The following is a 16,330-nucleotide window of genomic DNA, read 5'->3' as shown; positions in this document are numbered from 1 at the left end:
CGGGCCGCGCGCATACAGCCGGTCATCGGAGATGAGCCGGGCGATGCATCGCTAAAGAACGGAAGATGCGGTATCGACGCTAAGGGCGACGGCGGCAAGCGCCGTCTACATGGAGAAAGAGTCTATGGAGCGGAGCGCGGCTTTTGAACGATTTTTTTGAGCTTAGGTTTTCCACTTCCGTGATTAGCCCGACGCTAAAGCATACGAACGCGACGCTTCGCGCAACCGGAAAAGCCGTCACCGCTGGCTATAATGGCGCACGTTTCCAATAATCCGGTGCGGGCAACGCGAACCACGCGCCTGTGCCCTGGCGGTGCAATGCATGCAAAAACTCATCCTGCCGTTCGTCGCCGGTTTTCTGGCTTCTCTGTTCTTCCATGAATCGACGCTGGCGCTGCTGAATGCAGCCGGTGTTATCGACAAAAGCGGTTTTTCGACTGCCCCGTTTCTACCGCTCGGCCTGCCCGAGTTCATTGCTAACGCAATCTGGAGCGCGTTCTGGGCCGTACTCATGGCGTGGCTCCTGCGCGTGGCTCCCGAGCGACGCGCGCCGTGGCTGCCCGCGTTCGTGTTCGGCGGCATCGTATTGACGGCGGCAAGCGTGTTCGTCGTGGATCCGCTGCGCGGCATCTGGCCAAGCGGCAACATGCTGCCGCGCCTCGCCATGGGCTTCGCCGCGAACGCAATGTGGGGCTGGGGCGCGCTCGTCTTCATGCGCGCCTTCATGGCCAGCGAAGAGGTGGATTGAGTCGGTCTGGGCGGTTCGTCGCGTCCGCCCGCGCCTTAACCGTGCAGATCCCGCAACGGATGTTCGTTGGCCGGCCACGGGCTTTCGAACATTTTCGCGACATCGGCGGCGCTCACGTCCTCAATGCGCGCGAAGCGCCAGTGCGGCGCGTTGTCCTTGTCGATAATGCGCGCGCGAATCCCTTCCACCGCGTCGCCTTGCAGGAAACTCGAACGCGTGAGATCGAGATCGCCGCGCAGCACTTCGGCCATCGAGCCTTCCGCGCGCGTCACCACCTCCAGCGAAACGGCCATGGAAAGCGGTGAGCGCTCCCGCAACACGGCAATGGTCTGCTCGGCCCAATCGGCGGTGTCGCGATCGCACTTCTGCTGAAGCGAGGCGAGAATGCGCGGCACGTCGGGAAGCGCAAAATGCCGGTCGATCAACCGCCGCGCGCGGGCAAGCGGCGACTGCTCCGGCTGCGGCGCGACCTGATAAGCGCGGCTTTCCCGCTCGACGCACGCAACGACGTCCGCGCCGCGCTCGAACAGTTCGCTGCGCAAGATGTCGATGAGCGCGGGCAGCGCGGCATCGTCGATATAGAGATCGGCGAGGCCGGCGTACAACGCGTCGGCAGCGCCTATCGCTTCGCCGGTCACCGCGAGATAGCGGCCGATCGCGCCGGGCGTGCGCGCGAGAAACCAGCTAGCGCCGACATCGGGGAAAAGGCCGATGCGCGTTTCCGGCATCGCCATTTTTGTCGACTGCGTAACGACGCGCAGGCCGCCGGTCCGATGCGCGCCCTGCGAGATGCCCATGCCGCCGCCCATCACCACACCGTTCGTCAACGCGATGTACGGCTTCGGGTAAGTGAAGATTGCGTGATTGAGCCGGTATTCCTCGATGAAAAACGCGTCGCGCGCTTCGTGTTCGCCACGCTTCGCCGACTCGTAGAGGAAGCGGATATCGCCGCCCGCGCAGAACGCGCGAGGATGCTGGCTGCGCACGACGACCGCAAGCACATCGGGATTTTCGCGCCAGTCGTCGAGCGCGGCGTGGATCGCTCGGATCATGCCGAGCGACAGCGCGTTCAGCGCCTTCGGCCTTTCAAGCTCGATGAAACCGATGCAGTTGGCTACGTAAGTCGCGACTTCGTCGCTAGCTTCGGGCAAGGCGGAAAGAGACATGAAAGACGACGCACGGCGGCGCAGAGACGTGGAAACCCAACGTTATCACGGCCCGCGACTCGGGGTCGATTTGGGGTGCAAGGCGCAGCCTTGCGCGACTTGGGGTGGGAACGCCGCCAAGGTAGGCGGTGACTCGTTGCCTAACGCGCCTTCTTCGTTGCGCGACGCCGGGTAGCCGCGGGTTCTGCGCCCACGCCGCTTTGCGCCCCGGATTGCGCCTCTGCTTGCGCCTCTCCTTGACCGTTGACTTGCGCATTGTCCTGCGACGAACTTTGCGCGCCCGCTGCATCAGCCCTCTTCCTGCGCGAGACCGCCCCGTTAGCGTTCGAGCTTGCGATGCCAACTGGATCTGCATCCGCAGCGACACCGCCCGCCCCAAGCCAGGTGTCCATTGCGATTCCCACAACGGTGTCGAGTGGCGCCGACGGAAAAACCGGGCACGTCAGATGAAGCGCGACGATGCCATGCAACGTCGCCCAGAAAGCGTCGGCCCAGACCCTCGGATCCACCGATGCAGCAAGGCGCCCCGCCGCTTTCAGCTCGTCGAGTGCGGAAATCATGAATTGCAAGGCCGCGGCGCCCGGATCGTCTTCCGTGCCGGGCTGTTCCGACTGAGCCCGCGTTTGCGCCTCGCTCCCAATTGACGGGTCGGACTTCGACGGGCCGGACACCGCTGCGGCAGCCTTCGCACCGAGCGCCGCGCCGGTATAGCTCGGATCTTCCATGAAGATCAACCGGTACGTTTCCCGATGAGCGACGCCAAAGGCAACATAAGCCCGCCCCATTCCCTTGAGCCGTTCAGCCGGGTCGGCAATGCCCGCGAGCGGCTCGAAGGTCTGCAGCAACTGCGCATAGCCTTCCTCGCACAGCGCCCGGGCGATCTCGTCGCGGCTCGCGAAGTGCAAATACAGCGCGGCGGGCGAATACTCGATCGCTTCGGCGATCTTCCGCATTGAGAGCGCGGCAAAGCCTTCACGCATCACGATATGTCGTGCGGCTGCAAGGATGCGTTCCCGCAACGCCTGCTTCTCCCGGTTCTTTCTTTCAGCGATTCCCATGCGAGGCATTTTCCAGTTGACAAACTGAAAAGTCAAATTAAACTGAACACCGTTCACTGAACACTGTTCACAAAACATTGACCAATCAACAGCTGGCGTGCATCGAGGCGCGCCGCGTCACCTGGAAGGTACCGTCATGCACAACGAAGGAAAGGTCGGCCTGTTCGGAGCTGCCGGCGCCGCCGGCCGGATCATCGCGGCATCGCTCGGCGCGGCAGGCCGCGACTACCGCGTCGTCGGCAGGTCGCGGGAAGCGCTGGTCGCCGCTTTCGGCCACGATCCGCACGCGGAGATCGTCACGTGGAATCCGGACGATCCGGCTTCTATCAGCGCCGCGGCAGAGGGGCTGCAGAGCGTCGTGTATCTGGTCGGCGTGCCCTACGACCGCTTCGCCGAGCACCCGCCGCTAATGCAGAAAACGCTCGCAGGCATCACGGCAGCGGGCGTGGAACGCTTCATTCTGATCGGCACCGTCTATCCCTACGGTCGTGCGGGCAGCAATCCGATCGCTGAGGACCATCCTCGCGAGCCGCACACGTTCAAAGGAAAAATGCGGCTCGCCCAGGAAAATCTGGTGTTGCAGGCGCACGGAAAGAACGGACTGTCGACGCTGGTTCTGCGGCTACCGGATTTCTACGGCCCGGGCATCGAGCGCAGTCTGCTCAACGGCGTATTCGAAGCTGCCGCAAATGGAAAGCGCGCGCAGATGATCGGTCCCGTAGATGTGCCGCACGAATTCATTTATCTGCCGGATATCGGAGCCGTGGTCGAGACGCTTACGCGCACGCCCGAAGCGTATGGGCGCTGGTGGCACCTTGCCGGCGCGGGCACCATTACGCAGCGGGAAGTGGCACGACAGGCTTATGCACTGGCAGGCCGCCAGCCGAGGCTGATGGTGGCCGGAAAGACGATGCTGCGCGTGCTCGGCCTCTTCAATCCACTGATGCGTGAGCTGGTCGAGATGAATTACCTGATGACCGAACCGATCGTGCTCGACGACTCTGCGTTGACGAAGCTGATCGGTCCGATCGCGAAGACGTCTTACGAAGAAGGCATCCGCCAGTGCATGGCCGCCGCGCTCGGTTCTGCTCAGCCTAGCGAGCCGCGTCCCCAGGCGGAAAGTGCCCGCTCTTGAGCAGCACAGGCGTGCCGTTACTGATCTGCAAGTGCTCGCGCGCCACGGCTTCTATGCGCGGGCGTCCGGCGTCGAATGCGCGCATCCAGCCTTCCAGGTCTTCGGAATGTGCGCCGAAGTGATCTTCGAGCGCCTCGACAGAGATTGCGCACGGTACGGGCTCACCGTCCACCAGCGCGGGAAAGACAACGGTCAGATTGGAATCGCGGTAGGCTGGCGCGCCCTCGGGAAACCTGATTTCCATGGTCGCCTCATCAGAAGTATCCGGCACACAACCGGAGCCCGCGAGAACCGGCCGGCCCCGGACGACCTGAATATGGTACTCGCGCGGCCGGACCGCGGTCCACCCCGCCGAGGCGCCGGAATCGCGAGATGCGTCGGCATGAGTTCGCGCGCGGGCTTGCTCGTCAGGCGCCCTCATGACCTACCTCGAAGCAGACGTTCGCCGGTCATGACTGGCCGCCCAGCAGACGGTCGACGTAATTGCGCGCGGCCTGTTCAACGTACGCGAGCGCCTCTTCTTCGCTGCCGAACCGTTGCTGATCGCCGAGATCCAGTAGTGTCTCGATCCGGTGTGCATCGTCCGGACCAAGCTGGGCCAGGCTGACCGAGCCCACGTAGGTGCCGTCGGTGCTGTCGGTGCCCTGGTCGCTGGACGCCGGCACCAGGCGCGCGGCGGCACTGATGTAGTAGCCGCGGTAAGGGCCGCTGACCCGTTCAGCCATGTTCGTTCTCCTCGTTGCGATAGATCAGGTAAGGCGCGCGGCGATCGAATAAGTTCTGCACGTTTTCACGGTTGCACTTGTCGAACCCGTCCTGGTCGAACCGACTTTACGGCACGTTCCGTGCTGTTGCAGTGCCTTCATTTCGAGTTCAGCGAGCGCAATATGGGAAAATATTTTCTGCACGATCACGAACTGCCCGAGCCGGATGCGGCGAACAAATGGTTTGCGTATGCCGAAAGCCATGATATCGACATCGCAAAAGCCATCAGCATCTGGGAAGACGCGGCCACTGAAAGCGGCGCCGAAAGCCGCCGTCTCGTCAGCGCGGCGGGCATTACTGTCGAAACGCCCTGAGCTTGCGCCTGCGCGCGGCAAGCCAACCGATCAAAGGAAACAATCACGATGCATTTCATGACGCAACGGCCGGGCCGAAGTCATTCGCCGCGCGGCAACGCGGGGGCTCTGCTGCGCCACACGTCCCTTCTTCTTGCATTCCCAGTGGCAGTTGCGCTGGGCGCGGGCCTGGCGGGGTGTGCGTCGTCGAACACGACGTCACTCATCAATCTGCCGAACGGCCAGACCGGCTTCGCGGTCAATTGCAGCGGCGCCGACGCCGGTTCGAGCTGGGCCTCGTGCTATGTACAGGCGGGCAAGGCGTGCGGCGCGACCGGCTATGACATCGTGTCGAAAGACAACGACGAAGGCGGGACCGCGGGCGGCAGCGTGACGAACGTCGTGTCGGCCAACGTCAAGAACCGCTCGATGATCGTGCGCTGCAAGTAGGCGCCGACAGGAGCCGACGTCACCGGCAAGCCCCGGCAAAGCTCGATCGCATGTACAACGGATCCAGCCAGAGCCTTCGCGGTGGCTCGGGCTTGCGCTTCAATGTGCCTGCATCTTCGAGAACATGTTCAGCACGGTGACGCCGGCAATGATCAGCCCGAGCCCGATGACGGCCGGCACGTCGGGCACCTGCCCATACAGCAGCAGCGCGACGAGCGTAATCAGCACGATGCCCGCGCCCGACCACACGGCGTAGACAATGCCGACAGGAATGCTCCTGAGCGTTAGCGACAGGCAGTAGAAGGCGACTCCGTAGCCGAGTACCACTACCGCCGACGGCACGAGCCGCGAGAAACCGTCCGACGCTCGCATGGCGGAAGTGGCAATCACCTCGGCCACGATCGCGATACCAAGCAATGCATAAGGCGGCAGCCGCATCGGCTCAGACCTTTGCAAGCGCGAGCTTGCTGTAGTCGTGACCGAGGTGCGCGCAAAGGGCTTCCACTACGAACTCATGATCGGCACGCTGGGGCAAGCCGGACACCGTGACCGAACCGATCACGCCCGCGCCCGCGACCGTCAACGGAAACGCGCCGCCGTGCGATGCATATTCGGTGGCGGGCAGACCGTGCTTGTCCGCGAGCGTGCTGCCGGCCTGCTGCATTTTCAGGCCGATCGCATACGAGCTGCGCCGGAAATGCGCGACCGTGTTGCCCTTGCGGCGCGCCCAATCGACGTTGTCCGGCGTCGCGCCGTCGAGCAGGCTGAAGAACAGAGGCTGACCGAACGTGCGCACGTCGATGGCGGCAGGAATGCCGCGCGCTTTCGCGACTTCATGCAGATAGGCGCCGATTTGCCATGCGCGGTCAGCATCGAATTGGGGGAACACGAGCGCGTGTTCCTGAGCGGCAATGATCTGCAGGTCGTGAGCGATGTCCATGAAGTTCCAGGAGCAAGTGTGAGTGCGGGCTCGCCGTCGTGCATTCGCGACCGACTCGGTGTGGATTCGTCGTGAGTCTCATTCGTCGTGAGTTTCGCGCAAATGACATGACGGCGCGCCGGGAAATTCCGATTCTAGCGCAGCGTCTTGCAGCGGCCTGGCGCGAAGCGACGCCGCCCACGCATCGCGCGACGTTTCGCTGAAGGCTCACGATGAGTGCGAGCGATTGCAGGGATTCGCAAGCGGGAAGGCACCTGCTAAACGACTAGCGCCTCGACTATTGCATCGTCCTGTGATCTGGTCTATAATCTTTTCTTCGACGGACGCGGGGTGGAGCAGTCTGGCAGCTCGTCGGGCTCATAACCCGAAGGTCGTAGGTTCAAATCCTACCCCCGCAACCAAAAGCTGGAACGTCGAAAGCAACATTGAAGGCTTGCCAAACCGGCAGGCCTTTTTTGTTTTGTACGGCCGTTTTTTCGCGTCGATATTTCTGGCATGGGTCGATGCCCGGTGGATGCCCCATGATCTGCATGATCACGCACACGAATACGCTGCGCATAAGCGCACGCACACCTCCTCACTCCGCCCGCTCGCCGGCGCCGCCCTCATCACGCGTCACCATCTCTGCGCACGGTAAAACGCCGCCCCAGTGATAAACTCCTAGCACTCTTTCTCGTGCCCTTCCTATGAAATTCTGTTCTGTCTGCGGCCACGGCGTCAGCCTGAGCATTCCGCCGGGCGACAACCGCGAGCGCTTCGTATGCGGCAGTTGCGGCACGGTGCACTATCAGAATCCGCGCAACGTCGTCGGCACCGTTCCGGTATGGGACGACAAGGTGCTGCTATGCCGCCGCGCGATCGAACCGCGCTACGGCTACTGGACGCTGCCTGCAGGCTTCATGGAAATGGGCGAGACAACGGCGGAAGCCGCTTCGCGGGAAACGCTCGAAGAAGCCGGCGCGCGCGTGGAGGTACAGAACCTCTTCTCGCTGCTGAACGTGCCGCATGTGCATCAGGTGCATCTTTTCTACATGGCGCGCCTGCTCGATCTGGACATTGCCGCGGGCGAGGAGAGTCTCGAAGTCAAGCTCTTCGAAGAAAGCGACATTCCGTGGGACGAGATTGCATTTCCCACCGTCGGACAAACGCTGCGCTTCTTTTTCGCCGACCGCGCGGCCGGCAGCTTCGGCCTGCATACGGGCGACATCTTCCGCTCGCTGCGCGAAGGCTGAGCGTCACGCATGGTTCCCTGGCTCGGACCCGACGATCCGTTTCCGCCCGTCGAGCGCGCGCTCGGCGCGGCAAGCGGCGCTCCGGGCCTGCTTGCCGCAAGCGGCGATCTGCTGCCGTCGCGCCTGATCGACGCGTACCGTCACGGCATCTTCCCGTGGTATTCGGACGGCCAGCCCGTGTTGTGGTGGAGCCCCGACCCCCGCATGGTCCTGCGTCCGGCCGAGTTCAAGATATCGCCGTCGCTGCGTAAAACGCTCAAGCGCGTGCTGCGCGACGACGCGTGGGAAATCCGCGTCGACCAGGATTTCGCTGCCGTGATGCGCGCCTGCGCGGAGGCGCCGCGGCGTGGCCAGCGCGGCACCTGGATAACTGCGGACGTGGTCGAAGCCTATTCGTCGCTGCATCGCGTGGGCGACGCGCACAGCATCGAGACATGGTTCGAAGGCGAGCGCGTGGGCGGCTTGTACGGCGTCTCGTTCGGCAAGATGTTCTTCGGCGAATCCATGTTCGCCAACGTCACGGACGCCTCGAAAATGGCGCTGGCCGCGCTCGTCGGGCACTTGCGCCGTCACGAAATAGAAATGATAGACTGCCAGCAGAACACGTCGCATCTGGCGTCGCTCGGCGGTCGCGAGATAGCGCGCAAGGCATTCATCGCTCATGTTCGCGCGTCTGTCGACGCACCGCGCATTCCCTGGCGCTTCGACAAGACCGTGTTGCTCGATGTGCTCGCGCGAGCGGCGTAGGAAGAATCAGGCCGAATCCGGATCCGTTCAACGAAACGCGCGGATCACGTGCTGCACCATGAGCCGCACCGCGAGTTGCGCATTGAACTGCAACACGCTTTGCAAGAGATCTGCAAGACAAGTTGCAACGCACGCCGGGTTTGCATTATCAGAGATGCTTCGAGAGCTGCCAACGTGACTCATCCTAACGAGCTGCCTCTTTCTCCGCTTTCGGCGCTGCAATTTTATGCAACGGCGCCCTATCCCTGCAGTTATCTCGACGGGCGTATCGCGCGCTCGCAAGTCGCGACGCCCAGTCACCTGATCAACTCGGACGTCTACACGGACCTCGTCAAGGCCGGCTTCCGGCGTTCGGGCGTGTTTACCTATCGGCCCTATTGCGACGGTTGCCGCGCATGCGTGCCGGTGCGCGTGCCGGTCGACAGATTCGAGCCGAACCGCACGCAGCGGCGCGTCTGGAAAAAGCATGGCGGCATGATCGCCACCGTCGCGCCGCTTCACTACGACGAGGAACACTACGCGCTCTATATGCGCTATCAGTCGGCGCGACATGCGGGCGGCGGCATGGACCGCGACAGCCGCGACCAGTACGAACAGTTTCTGCTGCAAAGCCGGATCAACTCGCGACTCGTCGAATTCCGGGAACCGCTGCCGGACAATCCCGAATCGCCTGGTCTTCTGCGCATGATCAGCATGATCGACATTCTCGGCGACGGGCTCTCGTCCGTGTACACGTTCTTCGAGCCGGGACTGCCGCATACGAGCTTCGGCACGTACAACATCTACTGGCAGATCGAGCAGGCGCGCAGCCTGAAGTTGCCGTATGTGTACCTTGGGTACTGGATTCGCGAGAGTCCGAAGATGGCCTACAAGGCCAACTTCCGGCCGCTCGAAGGTCTGGTTGACGGCGTATGGCGGGTGCTCGATCCCGAAGGCGCAGATCTCCCGCAGGCCGACGCAGCGTCGAGGGGCAAACGCGGGCCGCTGCTGCCTTAGGTGCGGACTTAGCTGCCAACTTAGGTGCCAACTTAGCTGCGGCTTAGCTGCGGCTTAGCTGCGGACACAAGCAACGAGCGCGACGCCTGCCCCGCCTTATCTCATTGACACCGCAAAGCCGGTAAAATAGCGGGTTCCCATTTTTTGGCCGCCCGGCTCCGTCCTGTGTTCAGTTCCCTCTATCCGCTCATACGCGCCCAACTCTTTCGCATGGACGCGGAAGACGCTCATCACCTGACCTTGCGTGTGCTCGGCGCCGCGGGCCGCACCGGCCTCGCCGGCGCGCTCGCCGCGCGCGTGCCGGACGCGCCGCGCACGGTGATGGGGCTGACGTTCCGCAATCCCGTGGGGCTTGCAGCAGGGCTCGACAAGGACGGTGCGTCGATCGACGGGCTCGCCGCGCTCGGCTTCGGCTTCATCGAAGTGGGCACGGTCACGCCGCGCGCGCAGCCCGGCAATCCGCGGCCGCGCATGTTCCGTCTGCCCGAGGCGAATGCCGTGATCAACCGCATGGGCTTTAACAACGCGGGCGTCGACCAGTTCGTGAAAAACGTGCAGGCCGCGCGCTATCGCGGCATTCTCGGACTGAACATCGGCAAGAACGCCGACACACCGATCGAACGCGCCGCCGAAGACTACCTGTATTGCCTCGAACGCGTCTATCCGTTCGCGAGCTACGTGACGGTCAACATTTCGTCGCCTAATACGAAGAACCTGCGCCAGTTGCAAGGCGCGGGCGAACTCGACGCGCTGCTCGCGGCGCTCAAGGACAAGCAGCAGCGTCTCGCCGACATGCACGGCAAGCTGGTGCCGCTCGCGTTGAAGATCGCTCCCGATCTCGACGACGAGCAGATCAAGTCCATCGCGGACACGTTGTTGCGCCACCGCTTCGAAGGCGTGATCGCGACCAACACCACGCTCTCGCGCACCGCCGTCGCAGGCATGCAATACGGCGACGAAGCCGGCGGCCTGTCGGGCAAGCCGGTGTTCGACGCGTCGAACGAAGTGATCCGCAAGCTGCGCGCCGAAGTCGGTGAGGCAGTGCCGATCATCGGCGTGGGCGGGATCTTTTCCGGCGACGATGCGCGCGCGAAACTCGCCGCCGGCGCCTCGCTCGTTCAGCTTTATACCGGCTTCATCTATCGGGGACCGGCGCTCGTCGCCGAATGCGTGCAGGCGCTTCGCTGACCCAAGGCACGCGAACGCAGGCACGCGAACCCACGCGTGCGGCGGCCGGGTAATACAGGCATGAACAAACGATATTTAGCGTTCGACAGTCTGCTTTGTTAAGCTTTCGTCCGCTAAAACGACATACGAACAAAAAGGAACACAATGCAACTCGGGTTGTTGAAGAAAATTTTCGTCGCCGCTCTGATCGGCGCTTCGTTCACCGCGGTCACGGCCCATGCCGACGACCTGCTGGATCAGGTCAAGCAACGCGGCACGCTGCGCATCGGCCTCGAAGGCACCTTCCCTCCGTTCAATTCAAAAGCGCCGTCGGGCGAACTGGTCGGCTATGACGTCGACATCGCCAAAGCAGTGGCGACGAAGCTCGGCGTGAAGCCGGAATTCGTCACGACCGAATGGAGCGGCATCATTGCGGGTCTTCAGGCCGGCAAGTTCGACGTGATCGTCAACCAGGTCGGGATTACGGATGCGCGCAAGCAGGCGCTCGATTTCTCGCCCGCATATACGTACTCGGCCGCGCAGCTGATCCAGCGTAAGGACGACACGCGTCAGTTCAAGTCGCTCGACGATCTGAAGGGCAAGAAGCTCGGCGTCGGCCTTGGTACGAACTACATGGACATGGCGAAGTCGGTGCCGGGCATCGACGTGAAAACGTACCCGGGCGCGCCCGAATATCTGCGCGATCTGGCGGCGGGCCGTCTCGACGCGGCGCTCAACGACCGTCTGATGCTCGCGTATCTGTTGAAGAATTCGCAGTTGCCGCTGCGCACCGGCGCGAATGTCGGCGCGGGCAACCCGTCGGGCATCCCGTTCAAAAAGAACAATCCGAAGTTCGCCAAAGCAATCGACGACGCAATGACGCAGCTCGAAGCGGACGGCACGTTCGCGAAGATCTCGGACAAGTGGTTCGGCATCGACGTGAGCAAGCCGATCAAGTAACCGGCTCTGCATGAAACGAAGGGCGGCTTCTCCGGAATGCCGCCCTTCGCACTGTTGCAGCACGCGCCCCGCCCGGGCGATGTGCGTCTCGCGCGCCAAACCGAGCACCGCTCATGTCCACCACTTCCCTGCTCGTTCAATCGCTTCCTGTGCTCGCGCAGGGCGCTGTCCTCACGGTCAAGTTCGCAGTTCTGTCGATGTTCTTCGGACTTATCGCCGGCGCCATGCTTGCGTTGATGGGCGTGAGCCACAGCCGCACATTGAACTGGATCGCACGCATTTACGTGAGCGTGATGCGCGGCACGCCGCTCCTCGTGCAGATCTTCGTGATCTATTATGGCTTGCCGAGCTTCGGCATTTCGCTGGACCCGACGCCGGCCGGCGTGATCGCGCTGTCGGCAAACGTGGCCGCGTATCTGTCGGAAAGCATGCGCGGCGCAATCCTCGGCATTCACCAGGGGCAATGGCTCGCCGCCTACAGTCTCGGACTCTCGCGGCGCCAGACGCTGCGCTATGTGATCGCGCCGCAAGCCCTGCGCATTGCGGTGCCGAGCCTGTCGAACAGCTTGATCAGCCTGATCAAGGATACTTCGTTGGTCTCCGTGATTACGGTGACCGAACTGCTGCGTAGCGCACAGGAAATCATCGCATCGACGTATCAGCCATTGCCGCTCTACCTTGCGGCGGCGGCAGTCTACTGGGTGCTATGCCAGATACTCGAACTGCTGCAGCGCTGGTATGAACGGCGGCTCGCGTTGCCCTCAAGGCACTGAGCACTGAGCGCGCAGCCGGCGTCATTCGCCCGCAAATCTGAGCCCTAAGGCTGCACGCGCCGCATCGGCCATTGCGATCATCTGCAACGACTTGCTGTGCGGCATTACCGGACTCTCGATCTGTCCCGCCCGGATCAGCTCGCAGAAATGCGCGGTCTCGTAGTTCAGACCGCCGCCTTCGAACGGCTCGTCGAGCTCGATCACGCGACCGTCGGCGTAGCGGATAGTCGCGCGCGACGGGTTCCACCACGGTTCGTGAATCGTCACGTGCCCGCTCTTCGCCATCAGCAACGCGTCGCCCTTGCCGTGCAGATCGAGGCCGCAGAAGAGTTGCGCGATGCCGCGCTCATGCTGGCTGTTCAGGCTCGCAAATGTATCGACGCCGGTCGAACCGAGGCGCCCGAGCGTTTGCACGTCGAGCGGCGCGCCCAGCCAGTCGACGGCGAGAAACATCTCGTAGATGCCGATATCGAGCAGCGCGCCGCCCGCATGCTCGAACGACAGCGAAGGGTGATCGTCGGGCACGCCCGGCACTGAACAGCCGGCCCGCACGAGCCCGACTTCGCCAATCGGATCGTCTTTTAGATGCGCCTGCAACTTTCTGTACAACGGATAGAACGGCGGCTTCATCGCTTCCATGAAGAGGCGTTTCTCGCGACGCGCGGCGTCCTGAATGCGCTCGAGTTGCGGCCTGTTGATCGCGGCGGGCTTTTCGCACAGTACGTGCAGGCCCGCTTGCAGTGCCGCGATGGCGTAATCAGCGTGACTATCCTGAACGGTGGCGATATAGAGCGCGTCGATCTCGCTGGCGAGCAGCGCATCGAAGCTCGCGCAGAACCGGCCGCCGAATTCGTCGGCGAAAGCCTGCGCCGGCGCGGCACGGCGCGACCACAACGCTGTGACACGCGCGTTATGCACATAAGCGAGCCCTTGAGCGAACCGGCGCGCAATGCGGCCCGTACCGACGATTCCCCAACGGACCATGCCGTCCGATGGAATGGCTTGTGTTGCGTCGGTGGTGGCTTGCGTGGTGGCGTTAGTGGCGTCAGTGGCGGCGTTTGCCGGGGCATGTGTGCCCGCGTTGATTACAGCGTTTGTCACGATCACCTGGCGTCCCTGCGGTTAAGAGCAAGGCGCCATTGTCGCGCATGCCGCCCGCAAGTGAGTCGACCTAAGGGAAACACAACGCGCCGGTGACGCTGCACGCCTGACCGTCAGCCAATCGGCGCGCCGCTGCGGCAACGCGCGCAGCAGCGCCAGAAGCCACACGTCGGCTCGGCGTTATCCCGCGTTTCCGCCATGCGCGGGCGGGACCGGCGGCGCTGCGGCGAAGGTGCCCGCGATCTCTTCGGTCGTGAAGTCGATCATCGCCATCGACGCGAGCTCGGCTTCTTTCGGATCACGCCGTTCTATCGCTTCGACCACGCGCCGGTGCGAATTCACTGCGCCTTCCCACATCCCTTCTCTCTCGTTCACGATCGGGTTGCCCGTCGCCAGTGCGCCGCGAATGATCGCCGCCATCTGCTTGAAGAACTGATTCCCGCTCGCGACGACGATGCGCGTATGAAAGAGTTCGTCGGCTTCCTGATACCCCGGTTCGGCCGGACGGATCACGCGAAACGCCTCGAACGCGTCGCGCACCGCAGCGATGTCGGCCGCGCTGCCGCGCGCCGCGGCCTGCGCCGACGCCCGCGGCTCGATCAGAATGCGAAACTCGATCACGTCGCGCAGAAACAGCGGATCGGGCTTCGCGCGAAAACGCCAGTTCACGACGTCTTCGTCGATCATGCGCCAGTCGCTCATCGGCCGGATGCGCGTGCCGATCTTCGGCCGCACATCGAGCATGTCGCGCGCGAGCAGCATCGACAGCGCCTCACGCATGACCGTGCGGCTCACGTCGAACTCTTTCGACAGCACGTCTTGCGGCGGCAGTATCGCGCCGTACTTCTCCTCGACGATGCCCGTAACGAGCCCGTCCATCACCTTGCTGACCAGTGATCGATCTTTGTTTCCCTGTTCCATGACCCTCTCCCCGAAGCGGTGTTCGCCCCCGCGTAGCCTGTTGATAAACCGACGTTCTTTGTGTGTTTTATCGTCACGTGGTGTTCATCCACGATACGTTGCTAGCTTCACAACGGTTACGCCAGTTGGGACACTTCCTGACAGGGTTATCCCTCTGAAGAATTGTTTCTTCTATGTAACGCGCTACGTGCCAAAGGGCCACAAGCTTGCGTTTCAAGCATGCCTGCGGCCTCGACTTTGCATCGTGCGACGACGCACGTTGAACGATAAATTGTCTGAACCTAAATGGTCTCGAATCAGTCATGGCTTTTTGCATACGGTGGACCCGGTTCAACGTGTTCGCAGTGCGCGGATGCGGGCAATGCATGCGTCGGTGCCGGTGTCGCAAGGCGCGAACCGGCAACCGATCCATAGCGACCGCCGAAGAAAACGAGCGGAGCGTCTTCGCCAAGCGAAAACACCAACACCTCGCCGACGAACAACGTGTGGTCGCCGCACGGATGCCGGTCCACCACGCGCGCTGCGAAGCGGGCTGCCGCATGTTCGAGAAGCACCACGTCCGCAAGTCCGTCGACGCCGGTAAAGCACGGCGCAAGCCGGCTCTGCGGCTCGCCCGCGAAGTGCCGGCTGTGCGCCTCCTGGGCGTCCGACAACACGCTTACACCGAACACCGCGCAGCCCATCAGGCGCTCGTGCATACGCGCGCTCTGCCCGACCGACACCACGATCAAAGGCGGCCTGAGCGAACCCGACATGAAGGCGTTCGCAGTCATCGCGTGCAGACGTTCGCCACTGCCGGTCGAGATCACGACGACGCCGGTCGCGAAGCGCCCGAGCGCATGCCGGAAGCCGCGCTCGTCGAAGTCCGCGTCTGCTGCGCGCGGCTCGTCAAGCCGAAGTGCGTCGGCGTGCATGGCCGCTCTCCTGATCGAAGCGATATGCGCCGAGCGGCTTGTGCGCGATGAAGTGAAACCACCAGGCGTCGCTGTCCTCTACGTCGTCCGGAATGCGCCTGCCATCGCAACTGCCGAACACCGCATCGCATTGCAAGCCCACCTGCGCGAGTTGCCGGCGCTGTTCGCGAAGCGTCGTGTAGACAATCACAATGCCGAAGTTGTGAGCCGCCGCTGTCTTGACTGAGTAACCGCCGTAGTCGTGGTTCAGCTTGCCGTTACGCACGTAGTTCAACGTGCCGAGCTGGAAGCGGCGAAGTGAACGCAGCGTGCGCCAGCCGAGTTTGAGCGGATTGGAGGTGAACTGCGGCAGCAGTTGCCAGATGTTCTCGCGATAACCGGGGCCGCCGCGATTGTGCGACGAGAACAGCACATAACCGCCCGGCCGCACCACGCGATTCATTTCTTCGAGGATCTTCACGCGACCGTCGTAGTCCACGCAGTCGATACCGTTCCAGCTAAACGCAGCCAGCCCATAATGATTCGACGGCAGCTCCGACATGTCGCGCGCGTCCATATGGCGCAAGTCGCGGCCGGGATAGCGCGACCTCGAAATGTCCAGCAGCTTTGGCGTGTAGTCGATGCCGGTGTAGTCGTTCGAGATTGCCAGCATCAACGCAATGGTGCGCCCGGTGCCAATGCCGATGTCGAGCAACGGCGTTGCCGCGCAGCGCGGCGCGAGCCACTGGAACGCGGCCTCCTCGCCGGCGTCGGAGAAGGTTTTGCCCGCGGCGAAAACGCGCGCCGCGTCGCGCGAATTCCACGCCACGCGATTGATGCGGTCGAGGTCGGATTGTGTATTCACGGCACTCCTCCAGCGTATCGGAGTGCGCCGCAAAAAGTGATGAAGGTCGGCTTGCCAGACGGCGCACTGGCGAGCAGATCGGGACAGCGCGCCGTCAACGCCGAGGCGCGTGGCACGCTG

Annotated in this window: 20 protein-coding genes and 1 tRNA gene; 11 read left to right on the top strand and 10 right to left on the bottom strand. The window is 63.1% G+C overall.

The window, feature by feature from the left end; translation table 11 throughout:
• The first annotated feature begins 322 nt into the window (after positions 1-322).
• The gene (locus SB753_RS09275) at positions 323-748 is read left to right on the top strand and encodes a hypothetical protein (protein WP_020065778.1); all 426 of its coding nucleotides are present in this window, start codon (positions 323-325) and stop codon (positions 746-748) included.
• A 35-nt stretch (positions 749-783) separates the two neighbouring features.
• Here SB753_RS09275 and SB753_RS09270 read toward each other — a convergent pair whose 3' ends face one another.
• Together SB753_RS09270 and SB753_RS09265 are read right to left on the bottom strand one after the other, a co-directional pair.
• Complete coding sequence (locus SB753_RS09270) at positions 784-1,914, bottom strand: enoyl-CoA hydratase/isomerase family protein (RefSeq protein WP_408163936.1); 1,131 nt, start codon at positions 1,912-1,914, stop codon at positions 784-786.
• Positions 1,915-2,054: 140 nt separating this feature from the next.
• Positions 2,055-2,972 carry a TetR/AcrR family transcriptional regulator gene (locus SB753_RS09265; protein WP_410800029.1) on the bottom strand — a complete coding sequence of 306 codons (918 nt, stop codon included), beginning with the start codon at positions 2,970-2,972 and terminating at the stop codon, positions 2,055-2,057.
• Between the two features lie 136 nt (positions 2,973-3,108).
• On the opposite strand from SB753_RS09265, the gene SB753_RS09260 reads away from it, so the two are divergent.
• The gene (locus SB753_RS09260) at positions 3,109-4,107 is read left to right on the top strand and encodes an NAD-dependent epimerase/dehydratase family protein (protein ID WP_410800028.1); all 999 of its coding nucleotides are present in this window, start codon (positions 3,109-3,111) and stop codon (positions 4,105-4,107) included.
• Here the strand turns inward: SB753_RS09260 and SB753_RS09255 are convergent.
• A complete protein-coding gene (locus SB753_RS09255; protein ID WP_410800027.1) occupies positions 4,067-4,351 on the bottom strand; it encodes a DUF1488 domain-containing protein in 285 nt (94 codons plus the stop codon). The two genes, SB753_RS09260 and SB753_RS09255, sit on opposite strands and share 41 nt — an antisense overlap.
• A 205-nt stretch (positions 4,352-4,556) precedes the next feature.
• On the bottom strand, positions 4,557-4,832 hold the full coding sequence (locus SB753_RS09250; protein WP_410800026.1) for a hypothetical protein: 276 nt from the start codon (positions 4,830-4,832) through the stop codon (positions 4,557-4,559).
• A gap of 162 nt (positions 4,833-4,994) precedes the next feature.
• Here SB753_RS09250 and SB753_RS09245 point away from each other — a divergent pair, with 162 nt between their 5' ends.
• Complete coding sequence (locus tag SB753_RS09245) at positions 4,995-5,186, top strand: hypothetical protein (protein ID WP_027775212.1); 192 nt, start codon at positions 4,995-4,997, stop codon at positions 5,184-5,186.
• Between the two features lie 48 nt (positions 5,187-5,234).
• A complete protein-coding gene (locus SB753_RS09240) occupies positions 5,235-5,615 on the top strand; it encodes a hypothetical protein (RefSeq protein WP_410800025.1) in 381 nt (126 codons plus the stop codon).
• Between the two features lie 99 nt (positions 5,616-5,714).
• On the opposite strand, the gene SB753_RS09235 is transcribed toward SB753_RS09240, so the two are convergent.
• Complete coding sequence (locus SB753_RS09235; RefSeq protein ID WP_087750944.1) at positions 5,715-6,053, bottom strand: DMT family transporter; 339 nt, start codon at positions 6,051-6,053, stop codon at positions 5,715-5,717.
• A 4-nt stretch (positions 6,054-6,057) separates the two neighbouring features.
• Positions 6,058-6,555: a heme-degrading domain-containing protein gene (locus SB753_RS09230; RefSeq protein ID WP_027775215.1), complete on the bottom strand. Its 498-nt coding sequence runs from the start codon at positions 6,553-6,555 to the stop codon at positions 6,058-6,060.
• 324 nt (positions 6,556-6,879) lie between these two features.
• Between SB753_RS09230 and SB753_RS09225 the strand changes: the two genes are divergently transcribed.
• The 7 genes from SB753_RS09225 (at position 6,880) to SB753_RS09195 (ending at position 12,430) form a co-directional block, all read left to right on the top strand.
• A tRNA-Met gene (locus tag SB753_RS09225) sits at positions 6,880-6,956 on the top strand.
• Between the two features lie 285 nt (positions 6,957-7,241).
• Positions 7,242-7,787: an NUDIX hydrolase gene (locus SB753_RS09220; RefSeq protein WP_027804270.1), complete on the top strand. Its 546-nt coding sequence runs from the start codon at positions 7,242-7,244 to the stop codon at positions 7,785-7,787.
• 9 nt (positions 7,788-7,796) lie between these two features.
• Complete coding sequence (gene aat / locus SB753_RS09215) at positions 7,797-8,534, top strand: leucyl/phenylalanyl-tRNA--protein transferase (protein WP_310354951.1); 738 nt, start codon at positions 7,797-7,799, stop codon at positions 8,532-8,534.
• Positions 8,535-8,708: 174 nt separating this feature from the next.
• Positions 8,709-9,530, top strand: a complete 822-nt coding sequence (locus SB753_RS09210) for an arginyltransferase (RefSeq protein WP_020065764.1) — start codon at positions 8,709-8,711, stop codon at positions 9,528-9,530.
• Positions 9,531-9,695: 165 nt separating this feature from the next.
• Positions 9,696-10,718, top strand: a complete 1,023-nt coding sequence (locus tag SB753_RS09205; RefSeq protein WP_087750943.1) for a quinone-dependent dihydroorotate dehydrogenase — start codon at positions 9,696-9,698, stop codon at positions 10,716-10,718.
• Between the two features lie 144 nt (positions 10,719-10,862).
• A complete protein-coding gene (locus tag SB753_RS09200) occupies positions 10,863-11,657 on the top strand; it encodes a cystine ABC transporter substrate-binding protein (protein WP_087750942.1) in 795 nt (264 codons plus the stop codon).
• Positions 11,658-11,770: 113 nt separating this feature from the next.
• Positions 11,771-12,430, top strand: coding sequence for an amino acid ABC transporter permease (locus tag SB753_RS09195; RefSeq protein ID WP_020065761.1), 660 nt, complete (start codon positions 11,771-11,773; stop codon positions 12,428-12,430).
• 21 nt (positions 12,431-12,451) lie between these two features.
• On the opposite strand, the gene SB753_RS09190 is transcribed toward SB753_RS09195, so the two are convergent.
• From SB753_RS09190 to SB753_RS09175, 4 genes are all read right to left on the bottom strand, one after another.
• On the bottom strand, positions 12,452-13,414 hold the full coding sequence (locus SB753_RS09190; RefSeq protein ID WP_410800289.1) for a Gfo/Idh/MocA family protein: 963 nt from the start codon (positions 13,412-13,414) through the stop codon (positions 12,452-12,454).
• Between the two features lie 297 nt (positions 13,415-13,711).
• Positions 13,712-14,452 carry a FadR/GntR family transcriptional regulator gene (locus tag SB753_RS09185; protein ID WP_020065759.1) on the bottom strand — a complete coding sequence of 247 codons (741 nt, stop codon included), beginning with the start codon at positions 14,450-14,452 and terminating at the stop codon, positions 13,712-13,714.
• A 296-nt stretch (positions 14,453-14,748) separates the two neighbouring features.
• Positions 14,749-15,366, bottom strand: a complete 618-nt coding sequence (locus SB753_RS09180) for a flavin reductase family protein (protein ID WP_087750941.1) — start codon at positions 15,364-15,366, stop codon at positions 14,749-14,751.
• Entirely contained in the window at positions 15,341-16,210 is an 870-nt protein-coding gene (locus tag SB753_RS09175) for a class I SAM-dependent methyltransferase (protein WP_410800024.1), read from the bottom strand. The genes SB753_RS09180 and SB753_RS09175 overlap by 26 nt, the downstream gene beginning before the upstream one ends.
• Positions 16,211-16,330 lie beyond the last annotated feature (120 nt).

The organism is Paraburkholderia sp. SIMBA_053, assembly GCF_046534895.1.
GTDB lineage: Bacteria > Pseudomonadota > Gammaproteobacteria > Burkholderiales > Burkholderiaceae > Paraburkholderia > Paraburkholderia caledonica.
Note: the sequence above shows the minus strand (reverse complement) of the source record. Positions and strands in the feature narration are given on the sequence as shown.

What these genes read in the sequence shown, in the direction of transcription:
- SB753_RS09245 (WP_027775212.1), top strand. Translation starts at nt 4,995, where the DNA reads ATGGGAAAATATTTTCTGCACGATCACGAACTGCCCGAGCCGGATGCG.
- SB753_RS09220 (WP_027804270.1), top strand. Translation starts at nt 7,242, where the DNA reads ATGAAATTCTGTTCTGTCTGCGGCCACGGCGTCAGCCTGAGCATTCCG.
- SB753_RS09240 (WP_410800025.1), top strand. Translation starts at nt 5,235, where the DNA reads ATGCATTTCATGACGCAACGGCCGGGCCGAAGTCATTCGCCGCGCGGC.
- SB753_RS09275 (WP_020065778.1), top strand. Translation starts at nt 323, where the DNA reads ATGCAAAAACTCATCCTGCCGTTCGTCGCCGGTTTTCTGGCTTCTCTG.
- SB753_RS09265 (WP_410800029.1), bottom strand. Translation starts at nt 2,972, where the DNA reads ATGGGAATCGCTGAAAGAAAGAACCGGGAGAAGCAGGCGTTGCGGGAA.
- SB753_RS09200 (WP_087750942.1), top strand. Translation starts at nt 10,863, where the DNA reads ATGCAACTCGGGTTGTTGAAGAAAATTTTCGTCGCCGCTCTGATCGGC.
- SB753_RS09260 (WP_410800028.1), top strand. Translation starts at nt 3,109, where the DNA reads ATGCACAACGAAGGAAAGGTCGGCCTGTTCGGAGCTGCCGGCGCCGCC.
- SB753_RS09195 (WP_020065761.1), top strand. Translation starts at nt 11,771, where the DNA reads ATGTCCACCACTTCCCTGCTCGTTCAATCGCTTCCTGTGCTCGCGCAG.
- SB753_RS09270 (WP_408163936.1), bottom strand. Translation starts at nt 1,914, where the DNA reads ATGTCTCTTTCCGCCTTGCCCGAAGCTAGCGACGAAGTCGCGACTTAC.
- SB753_RS09180 (WP_087750941.1), bottom strand. Translation starts at nt 15,366, where the DNA reads ATGCACGCCGACGCACTTCGGCTTGACGAGCCGCGCGCAGCAGACGCG.
- SB753_RS09235 (WP_087750944.1), bottom strand. Translation starts at nt 6,053, where the DNA reads ATGCGGCTGCCGCCTTATGCATTGCTTGGTATCGCGATCGTGGCCGAG.
- SB753_RS09185 (WP_020065759.1), bottom strand. Translation starts at nt 14,452, where the DNA reads ATGGAACAGGGAAACAAAGATCGATCACTGGTCAGCAAGGTGATGGAC.
- SB753_RS09255 (WP_410800027.1), bottom strand. Translation starts at nt 4,351, where the DNA reads ATGGAAATCAGGTTTCCCGAGGGCGCGCCAGCCTACCGCGATTCCAAT.
- SB753_RS09230 (WP_027775215.1), bottom strand. Translation starts at nt 6,555, where the DNA reads ATGGACATCGCTCACGACCTGCAGATCATTGCCGCTCAGGAACACGCG.
- SB753_RS09190 (WP_410800289.1), bottom strand. Translation starts at nt 13,414, where the DNA reads ATGGTCCGTTGGGGAATCGTCGGTACGGGCCGCATTGCGCGCCGGTTC.
- aat (WP_310354951.1), top strand. Translation starts at nt 7,797, where the DNA reads ATGGTTCCCTGGCTCGGACCCGACGATCCGTTTCCGCCCGTCGAGCGC.
- SB753_RS09250 (WP_410800026.1), bottom strand. Translation starts at nt 4,832, where the DNA reads ATGGCTGAACGGGTCAGCGGCCCTTACCGCGGCTACTACATCAGTGCC.